Below are 16,608 nucleotides of genomic sequence, written 5' to 3'. Positions count from 1 at the left end.
GCGAGCACGAGGAGTTGAGGCCATGCCGTCCTGGTTCGAGGGGCCTCTCGCCGCATTCGACACGGAGACCACGGGAATCGACGTCGAGCAGGACCGGATCGTGTCCGCCGCGCTGGTGGTCCAGCGTGGGGCCGGAAGCCTGCCGGAGACACGGCGCTGGCTGGTGAGCCCGGGCATACCGGTGCCCGAAGCGGCGAGCGCGATACACGGGTTGACCGACGCCCATCTCCAGCGGCACGGCAGGTGGCCCGCCCCGGTGGTGGACGAGGTGGCGCGGGCGCTCGCCGAGCAGGCCGCGCGGGGCACCCCGGTGGTGGTGATGAACGCCCCGTTCGATCTGACCTTGCTGGACCGGGAGTTGCGGCGGCATCGCAACTCGAGCCTGTCCTCGTATGTCTCGCTGCGCTCGCTGGCCATCCTCGACCCCCGGGTGCTGGACAAGCACCTCGACCGGTACCGCAAGGGCCGCCGCACCCTCACCGACCTGTGTGCGCATTACGGTGTGGAGTTGACGGGCGCCCACGACGCGGCCGCGGACGCCACGGCCGCCCTGGACGTGGTGCGGGCGGTGGGCCGCCGCTTCACCTCCCGCCTGGGGACGATGACGCCCACCGAACTGCACGACCGGCAGACGGTGTGGTACGCGGCGCAGGCTCGCGGGCTCCAGGCGTGGTTCGCGCTCAACGGCTCCGAGGAGACCTGTGACCCGGCCTGGCCGCTGCGGCCGGAGCTGCCCGCCGCGGCGTAGGTGTCCGGTGTCCGCGGACGCGCCCCCAGATGCGTCGAGGCCGGGCCGCCTGCTGGCGGCCCGGCCTCGTGAGGTGGGCGATACTGGGTTCGAACCAGTGACCTCTTCGGTGTGAACGAAGCGCTCTCCCACTGAGCTAATCGCCCCGGTGTCCCGGCGGGGTACTCCCCGGTGGAACGACCTGAACAATACAGGTCGTGGTGGGTTTCGTTCAAACCGAATGAGCGCCGGGCGGCCGCGCGGCCAGCCGCGCCCGCAGCCCCCGCCGCCCGCCGCGCATCATCAGCGCGTGGTTGAGGCGGAAGAGCGGGCGGCCGGGGAGCGCGAAGAGGCGCAGCAGCGGCTTGCGGACCACCACATCCTGCTCGAAGCGGGCGCGTGCGCCGCTGCCGCGGGCGGTCACGGTCCAGCGCGCCCACCCCTCCAGATCGCCGGAGAACGTCATCTCCAGCACCCCGGCCGCCGGGTCCTGGCGCGCCCCGCGGACGGTGATGACCAGGTCGTACGGGATCATGGACCGGAAGCGGGCGGTGCCGGTCCGCTCGTCGCTCCTGACCGCCTCCCGGACCTGTGGCCACCACCCGGGGTAGTCGTCGCCCGCCGCGAGCAGCCGGTAGACGGCGGCGGGCGGGGCGTCGAGGTCCCAGTGGCTCCGGAAGCGGTAACGGCACCAGTCCATCCCACCAGTCTGCGGCGGATCCGGCCCGGGAGCGGCCCGCCGGGCCGACGGGCCGCTCCGGTTCCGGTCAGCCCGGCAGCTTGTCCCCGATCAGCGCGAGGTTCTGGATGGCGGCCAGCCCGTACTGGGCGGTGGAGTTGGTGGACACCCAGGTGGCCTCGACACCGGGCTCCAGCACCGCGGGTCCCTCCACCTTGGCCGTCTTCCAGTCGGTCGTGGCGTCGGGGTAGCCGTCCCCCTGGGAGAACTTCTGCCAGGCGCGCTTGATCAGGGCCTCGTCCTTCGCTTGCACCCCGGCGTACGCGTCGAGCCGCGAGTGGCCCTGGAAGAGCAGCAGTGAGCCGAAGTCCGTGCCGTAGCGGGCCTTCTGCTCGGCCTTGGTGGCGTTGAAGTAGCGGCAGTAGTCCAGCCAGGCCTCCTTGAACTTCGGGAGGTCGACGAGGTCGATCAGCTCGGCGCACATCTCGACCAGGCCGAAGACGGCGGACAGATGCGAGACGCTGACCTTCGCCTCGGTCTCGACGGCGTACTTGCCGGTGGCGAGGTCGTAGAGCCCGGAGCCCTGCACGAAGCCGTTGGGCTGGGCGGCGATGGTCTCCATGGTGCTGCGCAGCCTGGCCTCGGCCTTCTCCGCCTTGGGGCCGCGCCGCTCCCATTCGGTGAGCCACGCCCCGGCGAGCCCGCTCCAGTCGGTGCCGAAGCCGATGGACAGGGCGTGTGGGTCCGGCTCGTAGTCGGGGTCGGTGCGGACCTTGCGCTGCGGGTCGAGGACGAGGAAGGTCTCGTCGGAGTCGACGAGGGCGCTCATCAGGTCGCCGACGCGCTCGTCGCCGGTGAGGTAGTAGTAGGGGCGCCGGTAGACGGCGGTGGAGATGCGCTGCTGCTTGGCGCTGTCCGCGAAGTGCTGTACGCCGTGGCGGGTGCCGAGGCCGGCCCATGTCCCGAGGTGGTAGACGTCCACTTCGCCGGTGTGGCGGGTCATGGCTTCCGCGAACCGGAAGATGTCGGCGCGGCCGGAGCGCAGATAGGCGTACCAGAGCCACAGGTCGGGGGACAGCTCGGAGTTGTCCCAGGCGTAGCCGCCGACGTCGTACCGCCACTGGTGCCGGTCCTCGTCGTAGGTGTGCATGATGTCGCCGTAATCCCAGAACCCGTACCAGCGGCGCTGTTCGACCTGGCCCTTGTGGTAGGTGAAGAGGAAGTCCAGGTGGTCCTCGATGTTCGCCTTGGCGGCGGTCGAGCGGTCCACGGGGGCGAACAGGCCGCCGAAGACCTTGGCGCGGGCCAGGTCGGCGGGGGCGGCGGCCAGTTGCGGCGGGGTGCGCACGGCGGCGGCCTGGGCGACGAGGGCCTCGGCGCCGGGGGTGGTCTCGTTGGCCCAGAACATCAGCTCGCTGGTGCGCGCGATGCCGTACGGGGTGCCGAACTCCGGCTCGTAGTCCTCGTAGGTGATGTTGAGGCCTTCGAGCTGCTCGGGGTAGGTGTCCTGGCCCAGGCCGTCGTGGTAGAAGCGCAGGTCCATCGGCTGGGCCTCGGGCGACCACAGCCACAGGGTGACCTCGGCCTCGTCGCCCGCGGCGCCCCGGATGTCGAGCTGGGCGGGGAACTTCTCCCAGAAGTCGCGCAGCCCGAAGGACAGTCCGCCGCTGACGCCGCCCACATAGCCGAAGCCGCCCGCCCGGCCGCCCCCGCCCGCGGGGATCCAGCCGTGGCCCGGCTTGGTGCGCTTGCGCAGCGCGAAGCCGTCGGCGGACAGCTGGGAGAGGGTGTAGTCGCCCCAGGTGGGGATGAGGTGCAGCCGGGTGGTCACCCGCTGGTCCCAGGTGGCCGGGTCGGGCAGCTTCTCGCCCTTGAACTGGGCCTTGCGGACGGCGGCGCCGGGGTCGCGGCGCAGCCCGGTGATGCCCTTGACCGCCTCGGTCAGAAACCCCTTGCCCTCGCCCGCGATCCGGATGTGCCGGTCGTACGCCTCGTCGCGCATGGGTACGGAGAAGCGCACGCCCAGGCCGCGGATGAAGTCCTTCTCCTGGTCGCCGTCGAAGGTGATGGTGTGGACCATGCGGAAGGAGTCGGCGCCCGCGTAGAAGTAGAGCCGGACGCTGAAGGGGAGCCAGCGGCGGCCGCCCTTGCGGTGCTTGCCGTCGATGCGGACGACGGCGCGGACGGGGCCCTTCTGCTCGACCTCGGCGCCGCTGATCTCGCCGTCGAACCGCTCCCACTTGGCGCTGCCGTGGTCGCCGTCGTCGATGTCGCCCTGGCGGAGCAGGACCAGCCGGCCGTCGCGGGCGATCTCGGTGCCGCCGCGGGTGACGGAGCGTACGAGCTCCCCGCCGTCCTTGCCGACCACGACCTTGATCACCCCGGTGTCCACGGTGATCCTGCCGCCGCTCTCGGCGACGGTGACCTTCTTGGCGGGCGCCGCGGGCTCGCCGGCCGTGAGGCGGTACGTCTTGGCGCCGTCGAGCCCGTCCGCCGCCGCGTGTGCGGTCCACTTGAGCGAGCCGTCCGGCCAGTAGGCGGTGGCCCAGGTCTGTAGGGGCACGTCCTTGCCGTCGGCCGTGGCCAGCGCGAACTTCTGGTCCGCGGGCCGGGCCCCCTTCGGCCACGGCACGCCGAAGGTGCTGCCCGCGGCCGCGCCGAGGCCGCCGTCCTCCAGCCAGGTGATGTCCACGGAATCGTCAGCCGCCTTGTCGGCGGCCGCGGCCTGCTGGGCGTTGCCGGCCAGCAGCCAGGAGAACGGGGCCGCGGCGCCGGCGACGGCGGCGGCCTTGAGGACGTTGCGTCGGGGGATCGGAGACATGCGCAACCTTTCAACGGGGGTCAGGTGCATCACATGGGTGGCTCGCTAGGGGGCCCTGTGGCGGGCCACCGTCAGGCTCGGGCGCGCCGCTCCACCGCGACGGCACAGGCCGCGAGGGCTCCGACCGCGGGTGCGGCCAGCGGCAGCAGTTGCCAGGTGGCGACGGTGACCACCGCGAGCCCGCCGACGAGCAGCAGCGACCCGCCCAGGTCGGCGCCGAGGCCGCGGCGCACAGCGGCCCGGGCCACGGCGGGCCAGCCGAGGCCGGGCCGCCATTGGGCCGCGGTGCGCAGTCCGAGCACGATCGCCGTGAGCGTCCCCGTCACGCTCACGGCGATCAGTACGGGCCCTCCGGGCAGCGCCCCGGAGCGGGCCACGCGCAGATCGAAGGCGAGCAGCGCGAGCGCCGCCCACCACAGGAGGGAGAACCGCCAGCCGCTGCGCGTCGCCTCCCGCAGCCCGGAGAGGAAGTCCCGCCAGGTGGAGCGCTCGCCGTCCAGGTGGCGGCGCAGATGCGCGCAGCCGGCCGCGAAGGCGGGCAGCAGGGTGACCACGGGCAGCGCGGCGAGCACCACCCACACCCCGGTCAGCAGACTCTCGGCGAACACGGAGAAGAGGAACAGCCGCGATTCCCGCCGCGACGCCGCCCGCCCGCCCCGCGTCCGGGGGCTGGTCTCCCGTACGTCCATGGGGCCGCCCCTCAGCCCTTGAGCCCGGAGGTCGCCGCGCCCTCGACCAGATAGCGCTGGAAGGCGAGGAAGAACAGCAGCACGGGCGCCAGGGCCACCAGCGACATGGCGACCATGCCGCCGTAGTCGGCGACGGTGTCCTGGTCGATGAACATCTTCAGCCCGAGCGAGACCGTGTACTTGTCCGTGGTGTTCAGATACAGCAGGGGTCCGATGAAGTCGTTCCAGGACCAGATGAAGCTGAAGATCGCGCTCGTGATCAGGGCCGGGCGGCACAGCGGGAGCACGATGTTCCAGTAGATGCGCAGATGGCCGCAGCCGTCGATACGGGCCGCCTCGTCCAGCTCCGTGGGGAGGTTGCGCATGAACTGCATCATCAGGAAGACGAAGAAGGCGTCCACGGCCAGGTATTTGCCGAGCAGCAACGGCCAGAAGGTGTTGATCAGGTCGAGCTTCTGGAACAGCACGTACTGCGGAATGATCAGCACCTGGAAGGGCAGCAGCAGCGTGGCGATCATGACCGTGAACAGCGCGTTGCGCCCGGCGAAGCGGATCCTGGCGAAGGCGTAGGCCGCCAGGGAGCAGGAGAACAGCACCCCGATCACCGAACCCACCGAGATGAACAGCGAGTTGTAGAAGAAGCTGGTGATCGGGATGTCGGCGATGCCCTCCGACAGCCGCCGGTAGTTGTCGGTGATGGGGTCGGTGGGCAGCAGCTCCAGGCTGCCGACGATCTTGTCGCCGGGCTTGAACGAGGCGCCGATCACCCACACCACGGGGTAGAGGATCACGGCCAGCAGCGCGAGCGCCCCCACATGCCAGCCCACGGACCGCACCCTGCGCCGGGCCGTACTGGTCAACGCACTCACCGGGCATCCTCCTCGTAGTGCACCCAGCCGCGCTGAGTCTTGAACAGCACCACCGTCACCAGACCGATGCCGAGCATCAGCATCCACGCCATCGCGGAGGCGTAGCCCATGCGCATATTGCGGAAGCCCTGCTCGTACAGGTACCAGGTGTAGACCAGCAGCGAGTCGGCCGGACCGCCCGCCCCGGAGCCTCCGGTGCCGCCGATGACCACCGCCGAGGTGAAGACCTGGAACGAGTGGATGATCTCCAGCAGCAGATTGAAGAAGAGCACCGGGGAAATCATCGGCAGGGTGATGGAACGGAACCGGCGCCAGGGCCCCGCGCCGTCCATCTCCGCGGCCTCGTACAGCTCGCGGGGCACCTGCTTGAGCCCGGCCAGGAAGATCACCATCGGGGCGCCGAACTGCCAGACGGTCAGCGTGATGAGCGTGGGCAGCATCCAGTCCGGGTCACCGATCCAGCCGCCCACGTCCCAGCCGAAGAGACTCATCGACTTGTCGACGATCGCATCGTCCTGGAAGATCGACCGCCACACGATGCCGATGCTGACGCTGGCGCCGATCAGGGACGGGGCGTAGAAGGCCGAGCGGTAAAAGCCCTGCCCTTTACGGGGCTTGACCAGCAGCATCGCCACGCCGAGCGCGATCAGCAGCTTCAGCGGGGTGCCGATCAGGACGTACTTCAGGGTGACGTCGACCGAGTTCCACCACCGGTCGTCGTCGAACATCTCCTGGAAGTTCTTCAGCCCGACCCACTTGGGCGAGTCGAAGAGGTTGTAGTCGGTGAACGCCAGGTAGAGCGAGACGAGCATCGGGCCGAGGGTGAGCAGCAGGATCCCGATGCACCACGGCGTCAGGAAGAGATACCCGGCCAGCGTCTCCCGGCGCGCCCGCCGCCGCGCGAGGGCGGCGGGCGCGGGCGGCGGGGCCTCGGCCTTCCGCGGCGCGGATCCCTTCCGGCCGAGGTCGTCCGCCACGGAGGTCTTGGTAGGGGTCACGGAAGATCTCCTCAGGAGCCGAGCGCGGTCTTCGCCTCGCTGAAGAACTGGTCCACGGCGTCGTCCACCGAGGTCTTGCCCTGGTTGACCTGGCCGTAGATACGCAGGAAGGCGGCCTCGGCGACATCCGCGCCGGCCGGGTGCGGGGTGATCGGCTCCAGCTTGTCGGTGACGCTCTCCTCGTACTGGGCGATCTTGGCGTTCACTCCGGTGGGCTTGAACGCGTCGTACTGCGCGTTGGTGGGCAGCACCCCGCGGTTGTAGCCCATGATCTTGCCGACCTCGGGGTCATGGGTCATGAAGTCGATGAACTGCGCGACTTCCTTGGGGTGCTTGGTGCGGTTGGAGCCGCTCAGCATCAGCGAGGAGAGGTACTGTCCGGTCCGCTTCCCGTCCAGGGTCGGGATCGGGCCGAGGTCGAGTTCGGTCTTGGTCTCGGCGGCGAAGCGGACCAGGAAGTTGTCCCAGGTGAACTCGGCGGCGGCGAGGTCGCCGCTGATCGTGGCCTTCGGCTTGACCTGCTCGCTCTTCTTGGCCGGGACCAGCACGCCGTCCTTGTTCTTCGCGTACCAGTCGCCCCACCACTTCTTGAGGTCGTCCTCGGTGAAGCCGAGCTTCTTGTCCTCGGTGAAGAAGGCCTTGCCCTCCTGGCGCAGATACAGGTCGTAGAGGTACATCACCCCGGCGTTGTCACTGGCGCCGTAGAGGTCCCCCTTGTCCTGGCTGACCTTCTCGGCGGCGGAGAAGAACTCGTCCCAGGTCCACCCGTCCTTGGGGGTCACCCCGATCTTCTTGAACTCGGCGGGGTTGTAGAACATGGCAAAGGTGTTGACGCCGACCGGCACACCGTAGAGCTTGCCGTCGACCTCACCGGCCTTCTCCAGGCCGGACCGGAAGTCCTTCATGCTCAGGTTTCCGGCTTTCACCTGCTGATTCAGGTCCAGCAGAATGTTCTTCTCGCCGTACTTGCGCAGGAAAGCGACCGAGTTCTGGAAGACATCGGGCGGGTTTCCGCCCGCGGCCTGGGTGTTGAACTTGCTCCAGAAGTCGGCGTACTCGGCGAAATCCGTCTTCACCTCGATATTCGGATATTTCTTCTCGAACAGCGCGACCGTCTTCTGGATCAGTTCGGCGCGGTCCTTCGCGCCCCACCAGGAGTAGCGGATGGTCACCTTGCCATCGCCCGAGCCACTGCTCCCGCCGCATCCCGAGGCCAGCAGCCCCAGCCCGAGCAGACCCACCGCGGCCGCTCGCAACCCTCTGCCGCCCCGCACCCATCGAGCACCCATGAGACGCCCCTCCCGGGCATGTCATCCGACCGCCCAACGAGCCTTGAAACGTTTTAGGCAAGCGCTTGCCGGGCTAAGTTATGAAGGTAGGTCCGGAGACGTCAACGGTTCGGACAGGATCGATTCGAAGCGCTTCACCCGAGCGACCCGATCAGGTCGTCACCGCGGGTGACAACGCCGAGGGCCCGGAGGCATCAAAGCCTCCGGGCCCTCGGTCCAGGGTGGGCGATACTGGGTTCGAACCAGTGACCTCTTCGGTGTGAACGAAGCGCTCTCCCACTGAGCTAATCGCCCTGGCGCACGCCCAACCCTAGCGCATGCCGGACGGTGCCCTTCACCAACCGCACCGGCCTCACCAGGGGCGACTCACTCCTTGATCTTCCACGGCATGACCAGCCCGAACTTCCACACGTACACGGTCACCGCCGCCGCGCAGATCACCACCCCGATCGTGGTCAGAATCAGATTGCGCTTGCGCACCCGGGGATCCAGGGCGCGCTGCGCCGCCTCCGTGACCTTCCGCTTGGTCCAGCGCAGCACCAGCTGGGCCCAGACGAACTCGGTCGCCCAGATCGCCATGCCGGCGAAGATCACCAGCCATCCCGGGCCGGGCAGCGGCAGCATGATGATGCCTATGATCACGACCGCGAGCCCGACGATGAACACCCCGACCTGCCAGCTCAGATGCAGCGCCCGGGACTTCTGGATGAACTGCGGCGCCCGCGAGCCGAAACCCGGCCCACCAGAGGCGCTCTCCCCCGCTGCGGCCTGCGAGGCCGCCGATTTGGCGACTTCCTGCCGCTCGTCACTCTCCGCGTTCATGTGACCCAACTTACCTGATCGAAAAGAGTCACCGGAATGGCGGTACCCGCCGCCCGGAGACTCCGCTGCTAGAGCTACTGGAAGGACCACAAAACGGTCAGAGGGGTTTACAACGGCACCGTAGGTGGCATGTCGATTTCGCCGACGTGCGAATCCCCGAGCGCACACTGAGCGAAAGGCCCTGGCGCTTATGAACACCACGGTCAGCTGCGAGCTGCACCTGCGCCTCGTTGTGTCGAGCGAGTCCTCACTGCCTGTACCCGCGGGCCTGCGGTACGACACGGCCGATCCCTACGCCGTGCACGCCACCTTCCACACCGGAGCCGAAGAGACGGTCGAATGGGTGTTCGCCCGCGACCTGCTCGCCGAGGGCCTGCACCGGCCCACCGGCACCGGCGACGTCCGCGTGTGGCCGTCCCGCAGCCATGGGCAGGGCGTCGTCTGCATCGCCCTGAGCTCCCCAGAGGGAGAGGCACTGCTCGAAGCCCCGGCGCGGGCCCTGGAGTCGTTCCTGAAGCGGACCGACGCCGCGGTGCCACCCGGCACCGAGCACCGCCACTTCGATCTCGACACCGAGCTCTCCCACATCCTGGCGGAGAGCTGAGCCCCGGCGAGAGCTGAGCGCGGCCGTCCGACTCGGGGAGACGGCGCGAGCCCGGCCGCGACAGGAAGACAGCGACATATCGACAACGGCATACGGCAGGCGGCGGTGCCGTCGCCGCGGAGCGGTCCGCGGCGACGGCACCGCCATATCGTCCGCCCGCCGGGCGGATGGCCCGCTAGAGTCGGTCAGATCGAAGGGCAGGCGACAGCAGCCTCCGATCCGGCCGGCCAGGGAGCCAACCGTGCTGATCAACCACGACACCCGGTGCGCGCTCGACGCGGTCGTCGCTCTGGTGAACACCTCGCCCGAGGACGACGGCCCGGACGCCCTCGCGGATGTCGCCACGCTGCGCCGCTTTGTGGCGGACCACGCCATCAGCGACGTCGGCACGCTCGGGGAGCGGGATCTGGAGGCCGCACGCGCGGTGCGCGACCGATTCGCCGAGGTCTTCGCGGCGCCCGACTCCCGGCGCGCCTCCGAGCTGCTCAACACGATGATCGCCGCGGCCGGCACCACCCCCCGGCTCACCGACCACGACGGCTACGACTGGCATGTGCACTACTTCGCCCCAGGGGCGTCGCTGGCCGAGCACCTGGCCGCCGACGGCGGCATGGCGCTGGCGTTTCTCGTGGTGGCGGGCGAGCGGGAACGGCTGCGGCGCTGCGAGGCGCCGGACTGCGGACACGCCTTCGTCGACCTCTCGCGCAACCGCTCACGGCGCTACTGCGACAGCCGCACCTGCGGCAATCGCCTGCATGTGGCGGCCTACCGGGCCCGGCGCCGGGAGGCCGCGGGCTGAGGACGCCCGACCAGGGCCCAGGGCGGCCCTCACCACCGGTAGAGGTCGTGGACGGCGGTGACGAACAGCAGGGTGCCTATGAACGCGAGGAAGAGCATCAGCGGCGGCTGGGAGAGGGCGAAGAGACAGCCACGTGGCTCTTCGCTCGGCGGTGCAGGGGGTCTTTCGAGGGGGGATGGCTCCCCGGGTGTTTGCAGCATCTCGCGCATGATCATGGCGCAGGGGGACCCCACCTGCGACCCGAGAGCTGTATTGATCGTTTGAGCGTCAGATTCCGTGCTTTTTGAGGATGGCCTCGATATCCGAGAAGTCCTCCGTGCCCGAGCTGCCTCCGGACTTGGCCGCGCCCTTGATTCCCCTCGGCCGGCCGCCCGCGACCGGCGCGGGCGCCTGCGCCCCGCCCCGCTCCGCCGCCGCGCGCCGCTCCTTGCGGGTGCCGTCGCCCCGGTGCTCCACCGCCCGGACCACCAGGAACAGCAGCCAGGACAGGCCGAGCACCCCGAAGCCCAGCCAGACGCTCGGCTTGAAGACCAGGTCGGCGATCCAGCCCAGGATGCCCGTCAGCGCCAGGCCCACGGGGAGCAGCGCATAGGCGGCGATCCGGGTCGCGGCCAGGAACCGCTTGCGGTACGCCGTCACAAAGGCGACAGCGAGGCCCGCCGCGGACGCCGCGGCGCAGACCGTGTCAGTCAGCATCGGGGGCCTCCTGCCCGTCGGATACCGGTATTCCATCCTGCACCCTCGCGGCGCCATTCCGGCCATATCGGGGATGAGGATCAGGGACATCTCCGGGAAACGACTCCTCCCCCGGGCCGACGCCCCTCCCCGACCAGTCTCTCCGGCGCAGATTCGGAGGAGTCGGCTCCGGGCTGGAAGACTGACCCCATGAGCGACCCCCAGCCTGCCCGCCCCGCCTCCGGCGAAGCCGCCGAGCACCACAGCCCCGAGCCCGTCGTGCTCGACGTGTGGTGCGAGCTCCAGTGTCCCGACTGCCGCGGTTCGCTGGCGGACCTGAACACGCTGCGCGCCCGCTACGGCGAGGCCCTGGAGATCCGCATACGGCATTTCCCGCTGGAGAAGCACAAGCACGCCCACGCCGCGGCCCAGGCCCTCGAGGAGGCCATCGTGCAGGGCCGGGGCTGGCCGTACGCCGAGGCCGTGCTGGCCCGCGCCGAGGAGCTGGGCGCGCGCGGCGAGGTGGTGCTGGTCGACGTCGCGCGGGAGCTGGGTCTCGACGCCGAGGAGATGGACACCGCGCTGATCGACGGGCGGCACATCCTGATCGTGGACGCGGACCAGGCCGAGGGCAAGGCGATCGGGGTGGCCGGCACCCCCACCTATGTGATCGGCGGCGAGCGGCTGGACGGCGGAAAGAGCCAGGAGGGCCTACGCGAGCGCATCGAGGCGATCGCCGACCGGCTGCTCGCCCGGTGAGCGGGCGCCCGGGGCTCAGAGCAGTTGCTTGAAAAGGTGGTACTCGGTCGGCCGATAGCCGAGCGACTCGTACAGCCGCAGCGCCGCGGTGTTGCCGCCGAAGACATGCAGCCCGATCGTGCGGGCCCCCGCCGCCAAGCCGTCGCGCTCGGCGGCCAGCATGAGGGTGCGGCCGTGGCCGCGCCCGCGGTGCTCCTCGTCGACCTCGACGCCGAAGACATAGCCCTCGAGGGCGCCCTCTGCCTCCACCCCCTCCTCGGGGCGTATCGCCACCCACACGGTGCCCACGTCGGTGCCGTCGTGGGCGAGGACGCGCAGCAGAGTGCCGGGCGTCGCGGGGCCGTCCGGCAGCAGGGTCGCGTAGGCGGTGTCCGCCTTGGCCCGCGCCGCTTCCTCGGCCACCCCCCGCTCCGTCCAGCTGCGGATGTGCTCGGTCCGCTCGTGCTCGAACCAGGCCGGGTACTCCGCCTCCCCCATGGCCCGCACCTCGCTGCCCGGCGGCAGTTCGGGCGCCTCGGACAGCTCCTTGACCATGTTGCGGCTGCGCTCGCCGAAGCCGAGCGCGCCCGCGAGCCCGAGCCCGGTCGTGGCCTGCGCCGGAATGCTCACCTCGGCCTGCGTACAGCCCCAGCCGCGCAGCACCTCCTCGGCGGCCAGCGCGGCGACGGTGCCCCGGCCGCGATGCCGGTCCGGCTCGTCGATGTGCAGCCGCTCGATCCGCCCGACCTCCGGGCCCAGCCGGTCGCCGGTGGCGAGGCGGAGCGTGCCTACGGCGCGGCCGTTGACACAGACCTCGTACGCGCGGGCCCGGCCGCCCGCGTCGGTGTGCTGTTCCGGCCCGGTGGGCCGCAGGGTGGTGGTCACGATGGTGTTCTACCTACCCGACGCACGATCGTCACCAGATTTTCGCGGCGAACCGCCCTCAGGGATCGAGGTCGTCGGCCGCCCGCTCGGTGAAGATCCGCATCGCCTCCGCGGTCACCGGGCCCGGCGCGCCCGGCAGCGGCCGCTCGTCCAGCCGGTGCACGGCCTGGACGTCCCGGGTGGTGGAGGTGAGGAAGATCTCCTCCGCCCGCTCCAGGACGTCGAAGGGCAGATCGGTCTCCTTCGCCCCCACCCAGTCGATCACCAGCTGCCGGGTGATGCCCGCGAGGCAGCCGGAGGCCAGCGGCGGGGTGTGCAGCTCCCCGTCGAGAACCACGAAGACATTGGTGCCGGTGCCCTCGCACAGCCGCCCCACGGTGTTGCCGAACAGCGCCTCGCTCGCGCCGTGCTCCCGCGCCCGGGCGAGCGCCACCACGTTCTCGCCGTACGAGGTGGTCTTCAGGCCCGCCAGCGCCCCGCGTTCGTTGCGGGTCCACGGGACGGTGACCACCGCCGTCGTATCGGGCCGCCGCTCGGTCTCGACGACCGCAACGACCAGCGTGGGTCCCGCCGTGCCCCGGTCGGAGCCGAGCGGTGAGACCCCTCCCGTATAGGTGATCCGCAGCCGCCCCAGCGGCACCGCGTTGGCGTCCAGCACCGCCTCGCAGCCCCGCCGCACCTCGTCCAGGTCCGGGGCCGGCAGCCCCAGGCCGCGGGCCGAGCCGGCCAGCCGGTGCAGATGGCGGGTGAGCGCGAAGGCCCGCCCGTCCACCGCCTTGACCGTCTCGAAGACGCCGTCGCCGACCGTCAGCCCATGGTCGAAAACGGACACCCGCGCGCTGTCCGCCTCACGCAGCGAACCGTCGAGCCAGATGGCGACTGTCATCGTGCGGTGCCTCCCGTCGGCTGATGTGCCCCCGACGCTACCTCGAGCAGCCGGGCGGCCTTGAGTTCGGTTTCGTCCCATTCGCGCTCCGGGTCGGAGCCCCAGGTGATGCCCGCCCCGGTGCCGAAGCGCAGCGCGGGGCCGCCGACCGCCCCGCGGTCGATCCAGAAGGTGCGTATCCCCACCGCCAGCTCGCCGGTGCCGCGGTCGGCGTCGACCCATCCGACACCGCCGCAGTACGGGCCGCGGGGCGCGGTCTCCAGCTCCTCGATGATGCGCAGCGCACTGGACTTGGGCGCCCCGGTGACCGACCCGGGCGGAAACGCCGCCGCGAGCAGCTCCGGCCAGCCCACGCCCTCCGCCAGCTCCCCGCGCACCGTGGAGACGAGGTGCACCAGCCCGGGGTGCGGCTCGACCGAGCAGAGCGCGGGAACCGTCACCGACCCGGGGGCGCAGACCCGCCCCAGGTCGTTGCGGACCAGGTCCACGATCATCACGTTCTCGGCGTGGTCCTTCTCCAGCAGGTCCGTCGCCTCGCGCCCGGTGCCCTTGATCGGGCCGGACTCGACAACCCGCCCGTCCCGCCGTAGAAAGAGCTCGGGCGAGGCCGTGGCGACCTCCACGCCCCGAGCGGGCAGACGGACGGTGCCGGCGTACGGGGCGGGGTTGCCCAGCGCCAGCAGCGCACTCAGTGCGTCCACGTCGGCGCGGTCGGGCTCGGGCAGCGGCGCGGACAGCACCCGGCACAGATTCACCTGGTACACCTCGCCCGTCGCGATGCGCCGCCGGATCCGCCGTACGCCCTCGGTGTACGCCGCGCGGTCCAGCGACGAGGTCCAGTCCGCCGGAGCGGGACCGCGCCAGCGGCCGGGCACCGGGTCCGGCACCGGATCAGGCCTGACGTCCCCGAAGCGCGCGCACACCAGACCGCCCTCGAAGTCCGCGACCACCGCCCAGAAGCCCCTGGAGTCCAGGGCCGCGGGATCGCTCGTCACCTCGCGCAGATCGGTGGCGAGGAGGCCGCCGAAGCGGGCGAGAGGGGGCAGGTCGTACACGGTTGCGAGTGTATGGCGGCCGCCTCGGCGGTGCGGCGGGAGGTCGTTCACGGCGGCACGCTGCGGAAACGGAGGGAGCACGGTACGCAAACGGAATTTGAGCTGGCCCGGGAATCCGCTAGAGTTCAACACGTCGCCGGGACGCGGGAGCGCCCCGGAGAAACGACACCTGCGGACGTGGCTCAGTTGGTAGAGCATCACCTTGCCAAGGTGAGGGTCGCGAGTTCGAATCTCGTCGTCCGCTCGGAGTGGGGGTTTCGGCCCCTGCGTCTGGTGGAGTGGCCGAGAGGCGAGGCAACGGCCTGCAAAGCCGTCTACACGGGTTCAAATCCCGTCTCCACCTCGGACGATTAGCTCAGCGGGAGAGCGCTTCCCTGACACGGAAGAGGTCACTGGTTCAATCCCAGTATCGTCCACTCGGGTCCTCACGGGCCCACCCGCGCGATTAGCTCAGCGGGAGAGCGCTTCCCTGACACGGAAGAGGTCACTGGTTCAATCCCAGTATCGCGCACACCACGGCACCGCGATCTTCATCGCGGTGCCCGGGACGATTAGCTCAGCGGGAGAGCGCTTCCCTGACACGGAAGAGGTCACTGGTTCAATCCCAGTATCGTCCACATGATCGGCCGAGGGCCGGGGCATCGAGCCCCGGCCCTCAGTCGTATGCGCGCTCAGGAAGAGAAGAGCATGTGGCCGAAGCCACGCTTGTGATGACCGTGGTGGCCGTGGTGGCCATGCTGCGGGGCGCCCCAGGCGGGCGCGGCCGGGTACGCCTGAGGGGCGGGCGGGGCCGGCGGGGCCGGCGGAACCTGCCCGCCCCACTGCGACTCGAGCCGGGTCAGCGCCTCCAGCTCCCCGTAGTCCAGAAAGATCCCCCGGCAGCCGCTGCACTGCTCGATCTGGACGCCATTGCGGTTGTACGTGTGCATCGGCGCATGGCACTTGGGACACTGCATGGTCCGCTCAACTCCTCAGCATTCAGACAAAAAGCGCTGCCGGAACAGCCGCCCGGCGGCGTTGACTTCACCCTACGCCGCGGCAAGCCGGGCGATGCGGACACAGGACTCCACCATGGCCTCCTGGGCCTCGTCCAACGGACGCCCCTTGGCGAGCGCCAGCGCCGACATCTGCACGGTCAGGGCGCGTGCGGGCACATCGAGCCGCGCCCACGGGTCCTCTTGGCCGCCCCGCACGGCCGAACCACCCGCCGCGCGGTACGCCTCCAGGAAGCGCGCCCAGTCCTCCGGGGCGAGCAGCCCGGCGGCGTACCAGGCGGCGGGGCGCGCGAGGTCCCACGCGGGATCGCCGAGGCCGAGGTCGTCCACGTCGATCAGCAGCCACCCCGTGGCGCGCCTCACCAACTGGCCCAGGTGGAAATCGCCATGGCACAGCGCGCCCTCCGGGGCCGCACCCTCGCCCCGCGCCCAGCCCGGCAGCGCGGCCCAGGCCCGCAGCACGGCCTCGGCCGCCGCCCCGCCTCCGTCCATCGCGCACAGCCGGGCCACGGCACGGGCGGCCTTGGCAGGCCCGCGCATCGGCGGCAGCGGCCCAGGAGCCACGGCGTGCAGCCGCGCCAGCAGCGCGCCGGCCTCCGCCCACGGGGCGGCCTCCGGCTCCTCCGGTGACACCGGCTCCCCGTACGGCCACACCGTCACCATCCGCCCGCCGGGCAGGACCTCGGGCCCCCGCAGCGGCGGAAGCAGGACGCCCTCACACTGGGCAGCGACCCCCACCCTGACGGCCAGCTCCCCCGGATCCACGCCGGGGGCGTGCGCCTTGGCCACGACCGGACCGCGCCGCACGACGGTGCCGTCGTCCCGGTCCGCCAACACGACGGCCTCATGCCGCGCCTCCCCCCGGCCGACGAGGTCAACCAGCTGCGAGACGATTCCGCTCACGGCTCTCCATCCGGTACGGCGTGGTGACTCTCCCGGATCTTAGGACGGCGGGGGAGCCGCGAACGAGACGGGAGGGGGTGGGGGTGCAGGGGTGGTGCCCTGGACGCTTACGCATATTTGTGGCGCGAAGTTCCGGCCCAGTCAGCGTTTCCGGGCACCGGCGCCGTAAATATG

At 70.7% G+C, this 16,608-nt stretch carries 18 protein-coding genes and 7 tRNA genes; 9 read left to right on the top strand and 16 right to left on the bottom strand.

Translation table 11 applies throughout. The features are described 5' to 3' along the window. Positions 1-22: 22 nt before the first annotated feature. Complete coding sequence (locus ACH4S9_RS34055) at positions 23-748, top strand: 3'-5' exonuclease (RefSeq protein ID WP_311725780.1); 726 nt, start codon at positions 23-25, stop codon at positions 746-748. A gap of 74 nt (positions 749-822) precedes the next feature. Here ACH4S9_RS34055 and ACH4S9_RS34050 read toward each other — a convergent pair. The 9 genes from ACH4S9_RS34050 to ACH4S9_RS34010 form a co-directional block, all read right to left on the bottom strand. Continuing rightward, positions 823-894 (bottom strand) — tRNA-Val (locus tag ACH4S9_RS34050). A 65-nt stretch (positions 895-959) separates the two neighbouring features. Then, positions 960-1,427 (bottom strand): SRPBCC family protein, encoded by a 468-nt coding sequence (locus ACH4S9_RS34045; RefSeq protein WP_398375440.1) that lies wholly within the window; start codon positions 1,425-1,427, stop codon positions 960-962. Between the two features lie 67 nt (positions 1,428-1,494). Further along, the gene (locus ACH4S9_RS34040) at positions 1,495-4,227 is read right to left on the bottom strand and encodes a Tat pathway signal sequence domain protein (protein ID WP_398375438.1); all 2,733 of its coding nucleotides are present in this window, start codon (positions 4,225-4,227) and stop codon (positions 1,495-1,497) included. A gap of 71 nt (positions 4,228-4,298) precedes the next feature. Further along, positions 4,299-4,916, bottom strand: a complete 618-nt coding sequence (locus ACH4S9_RS34035) for a DUF624 domain-containing protein (RefSeq protein ID WP_311725777.1) — start codon at positions 4,914-4,916, stop codon at positions 4,299-4,301. An 11-nt stretch (positions 4,917-4,927) separates the two neighbouring features. Continuing rightward, a complete protein-coding gene (locus tag ACH4S9_RS34030; protein ID WP_311725776.1) occupies positions 4,928-5,785 on the bottom strand; it encodes a carbohydrate ABC transporter permease in 858 nt (285 codons plus the stop codon). After that, positions 5,782-6,783 (bottom strand): sugar ABC transporter permease, encoded by a 1,002-nt coding sequence (locus ACH4S9_RS34025; protein ID WP_311725775.1) that lies wholly within the window; start codon positions 6,781-6,783, stop codon positions 5,782-5,784. The genes ACH4S9_RS34030 and ACH4S9_RS34025 overlap by 4 nt, the downstream gene beginning before the upstream one ends. An 11-nt stretch (positions 6,784-6,794) precedes the next feature. Continuing rightward, positions 6,795-8,072 carry a sugar ABC transporter substrate-binding protein gene (locus ACH4S9_RS34020; protein WP_311725774.1) on the bottom strand — a complete coding sequence of 426 codons (1,278 nt, stop codon included), beginning with the start codon at positions 8,070-8,072 and terminating at the stop codon, positions 6,795-6,797. Between the two features lie 222 nt (positions 8,073-8,294). Continuing rightward, positions 8,295-8,366 (bottom strand) — tRNA-Val (locus ACH4S9_RS34015). Positions 8,367-8,438: 72 nt separating this feature from the next. Continuing rightward, on the bottom strand, positions 8,439-8,894 hold the full coding sequence (locus tag ACH4S9_RS34010; RefSeq protein WP_311725773.1) for a TIGR02611 family protein: 456 nt from the start codon (positions 8,892-8,894) through the stop codon (positions 8,439-8,441). A gap of 190 nt (positions 8,895-9,084) precedes the next feature. Between ACH4S9_RS34010 and ACH4S9_RS34005 the strand changes: the two genes are divergently transcribed. Then, on the top strand, positions 9,085-9,498 hold the full coding sequence (locus tag ACH4S9_RS34005; RefSeq protein WP_003959770.1) for an SsgA family sporulation/cell division regulator: 414 nt from the start codon (positions 9,085-9,087) through the stop codon (positions 9,496-9,498). Between the two features lie 241 nt (positions 9,499-9,739). Further along, complete coding sequence (locus tag ACH4S9_RS34000) at positions 9,740-10,297, top strand: CGNR zinc finger domain-containing protein (RefSeq protein WP_311725772.1); 558 nt, start codon at positions 9,740-9,742, stop codon at positions 10,295-10,297. 29 nt (positions 10,298-10,326) lie between these two features. Here ACH4S9_RS34000 and ACH4S9_RS33995 read toward each other — a convergent pair whose 3' ends face one another. Both ACH4S9_RS33995 and ACH4S9_RS33990 read right to left on the bottom strand, forming a co-directional pair. After that, on the bottom strand, positions 10,327-10,497 hold the full coding sequence (locus ACH4S9_RS33995) for a hypothetical protein (RefSeq protein ID WP_311725771.1): 171 nt from the start codon (positions 10,495-10,497) through the stop codon (positions 10,327-10,329). Positions 10,498-10,564: 67 nt separating this feature from the next. Next, positions 10,565-10,993, bottom strand: a complete 429-nt coding sequence (locus ACH4S9_RS33990; protein WP_311725770.1) for a hypothetical protein — start codon at positions 10,991-10,993, stop codon at positions 10,565-10,567. Positions 10,994-11,182: 189 nt separating this feature from the next. On the opposite strand from ACH4S9_RS33990, the gene ACH4S9_RS33985 reads away from it, so the two are divergent. Next, positions 11,183-11,731 (top strand): DsbA family protein, encoded by a 549-nt coding sequence (locus tag ACH4S9_RS33985; protein ID WP_398375434.1) that lies wholly within the window; start codon positions 11,183-11,185, stop codon positions 11,729-11,731. Between the two features lie 15 nt (positions 11,732-11,746). On the opposite strand, the gene ACH4S9_RS33980 is transcribed toward ACH4S9_RS33985, so the two are convergent. From ACH4S9_RS33980 to ACH4S9_RS33970, 3 genes are read right to left on the bottom strand one after another with little or no spacing between them, the layout of a single operon-like run. Then, on the bottom strand, positions 11,747-12,595 hold the full coding sequence (locus ACH4S9_RS33980; RefSeq protein WP_398375432.1) for a GNAT family N-acetyltransferase: 849 nt from the start codon (positions 12,593-12,595) through the stop codon (positions 11,747-11,749). A 58-nt stretch (positions 12,596-12,653) separates the two neighbouring features. After that, entirely contained in the window at positions 12,654-13,481 is an 828-nt protein-coding gene (locus tag ACH4S9_RS33975) for an aminotransferase class IV (RefSeq protein WP_398375430.1), read from the bottom strand. Continuing rightward, positions 13,478-14,536 (bottom strand): chorismate-binding protein, encoded by a 1,059-nt coding sequence (locus ACH4S9_RS33970; RefSeq protein ID WP_398375429.1) that lies wholly within the window; start codon positions 14,534-14,536, stop codon positions 13,478-13,480. Before ACH4S9_RS33970 ends, ACH4S9_RS33975 begins: the two co-directional genes overlap by 4 nt. Before the next feature lie 171 nt (positions 14,537-14,707). Between ACH4S9_RS33970 and ACH4S9_RS33965 the strand changes: the two genes are divergently transcribed. From ACH4S9_RS33965 to ACH4S9_RS33945, 5 genes are all read left to right on the top strand, one after another. Then, a tRNA-Gly gene (locus ACH4S9_RS33965) sits at positions 14,708-14,780 on the top strand. A 28-nt stretch (positions 14,781-14,808) separates the two neighbouring features. Next, a tRNA-Cys gene (locus tag ACH4S9_RS33960) sits at positions 14,809-14,879 on the top strand. A 1-nt stretch (position 14,880) separates the two neighbouring features. Then, a tRNA-Val gene (locus ACH4S9_RS33955) sits at positions 14,881-14,952 on the top strand. Positions 14,953-14,975: 23 nt separating this feature from the next. Continuing rightward, a tRNA-Val gene (locus ACH4S9_RS33950) sits at positions 14,976-15,047 on the top strand. A gap of 34 nt (positions 15,048-15,081) precedes the next feature. Then, positions 15,082-15,153 (top strand) — tRNA-Val (locus ACH4S9_RS33945). A 54-nt stretch (positions 15,154-15,207) separates the two neighbouring features. Here ACH4S9_RS33945 and ACH4S9_RS33940 read toward each other — a convergent pair. Together ACH4S9_RS33940 and ACH4S9_RS33935 are read right to left on the bottom strand one after the other, a co-directional pair. Further along, a complete protein-coding gene (locus ACH4S9_RS33940) occupies positions 15,208-15,492 on the bottom strand; it encodes a zf-TFIIB domain-containing protein (protein ID WP_385345584.1) in 285 nt (94 codons plus the stop codon). A gap of 72 nt (positions 15,493-15,564) precedes the next feature. Next, positions 15,565-16,425 (bottom strand): phosphotransferase, encoded by an 861-nt coding sequence (locus ACH4S9_RS33935; RefSeq protein WP_398375629.1) that lies wholly within the window; start codon positions 16,423-16,425, stop codon positions 15,565-15,567. Positions 16,426-16,608: the final 183 nt, after the last annotated feature.

It is taken from the genome of Streptomyces sp. NPDC021225, assembly GCF_044332865.1.
Taxonomy (GTDB): Bacteria; Actinomycetota; Actinomycetes; order Streptomycetales; family Streptomycetaceae; genus Streptomyces.
This window is presented reverse-complemented; position numbering and strand designations above follow the sequence as displayed.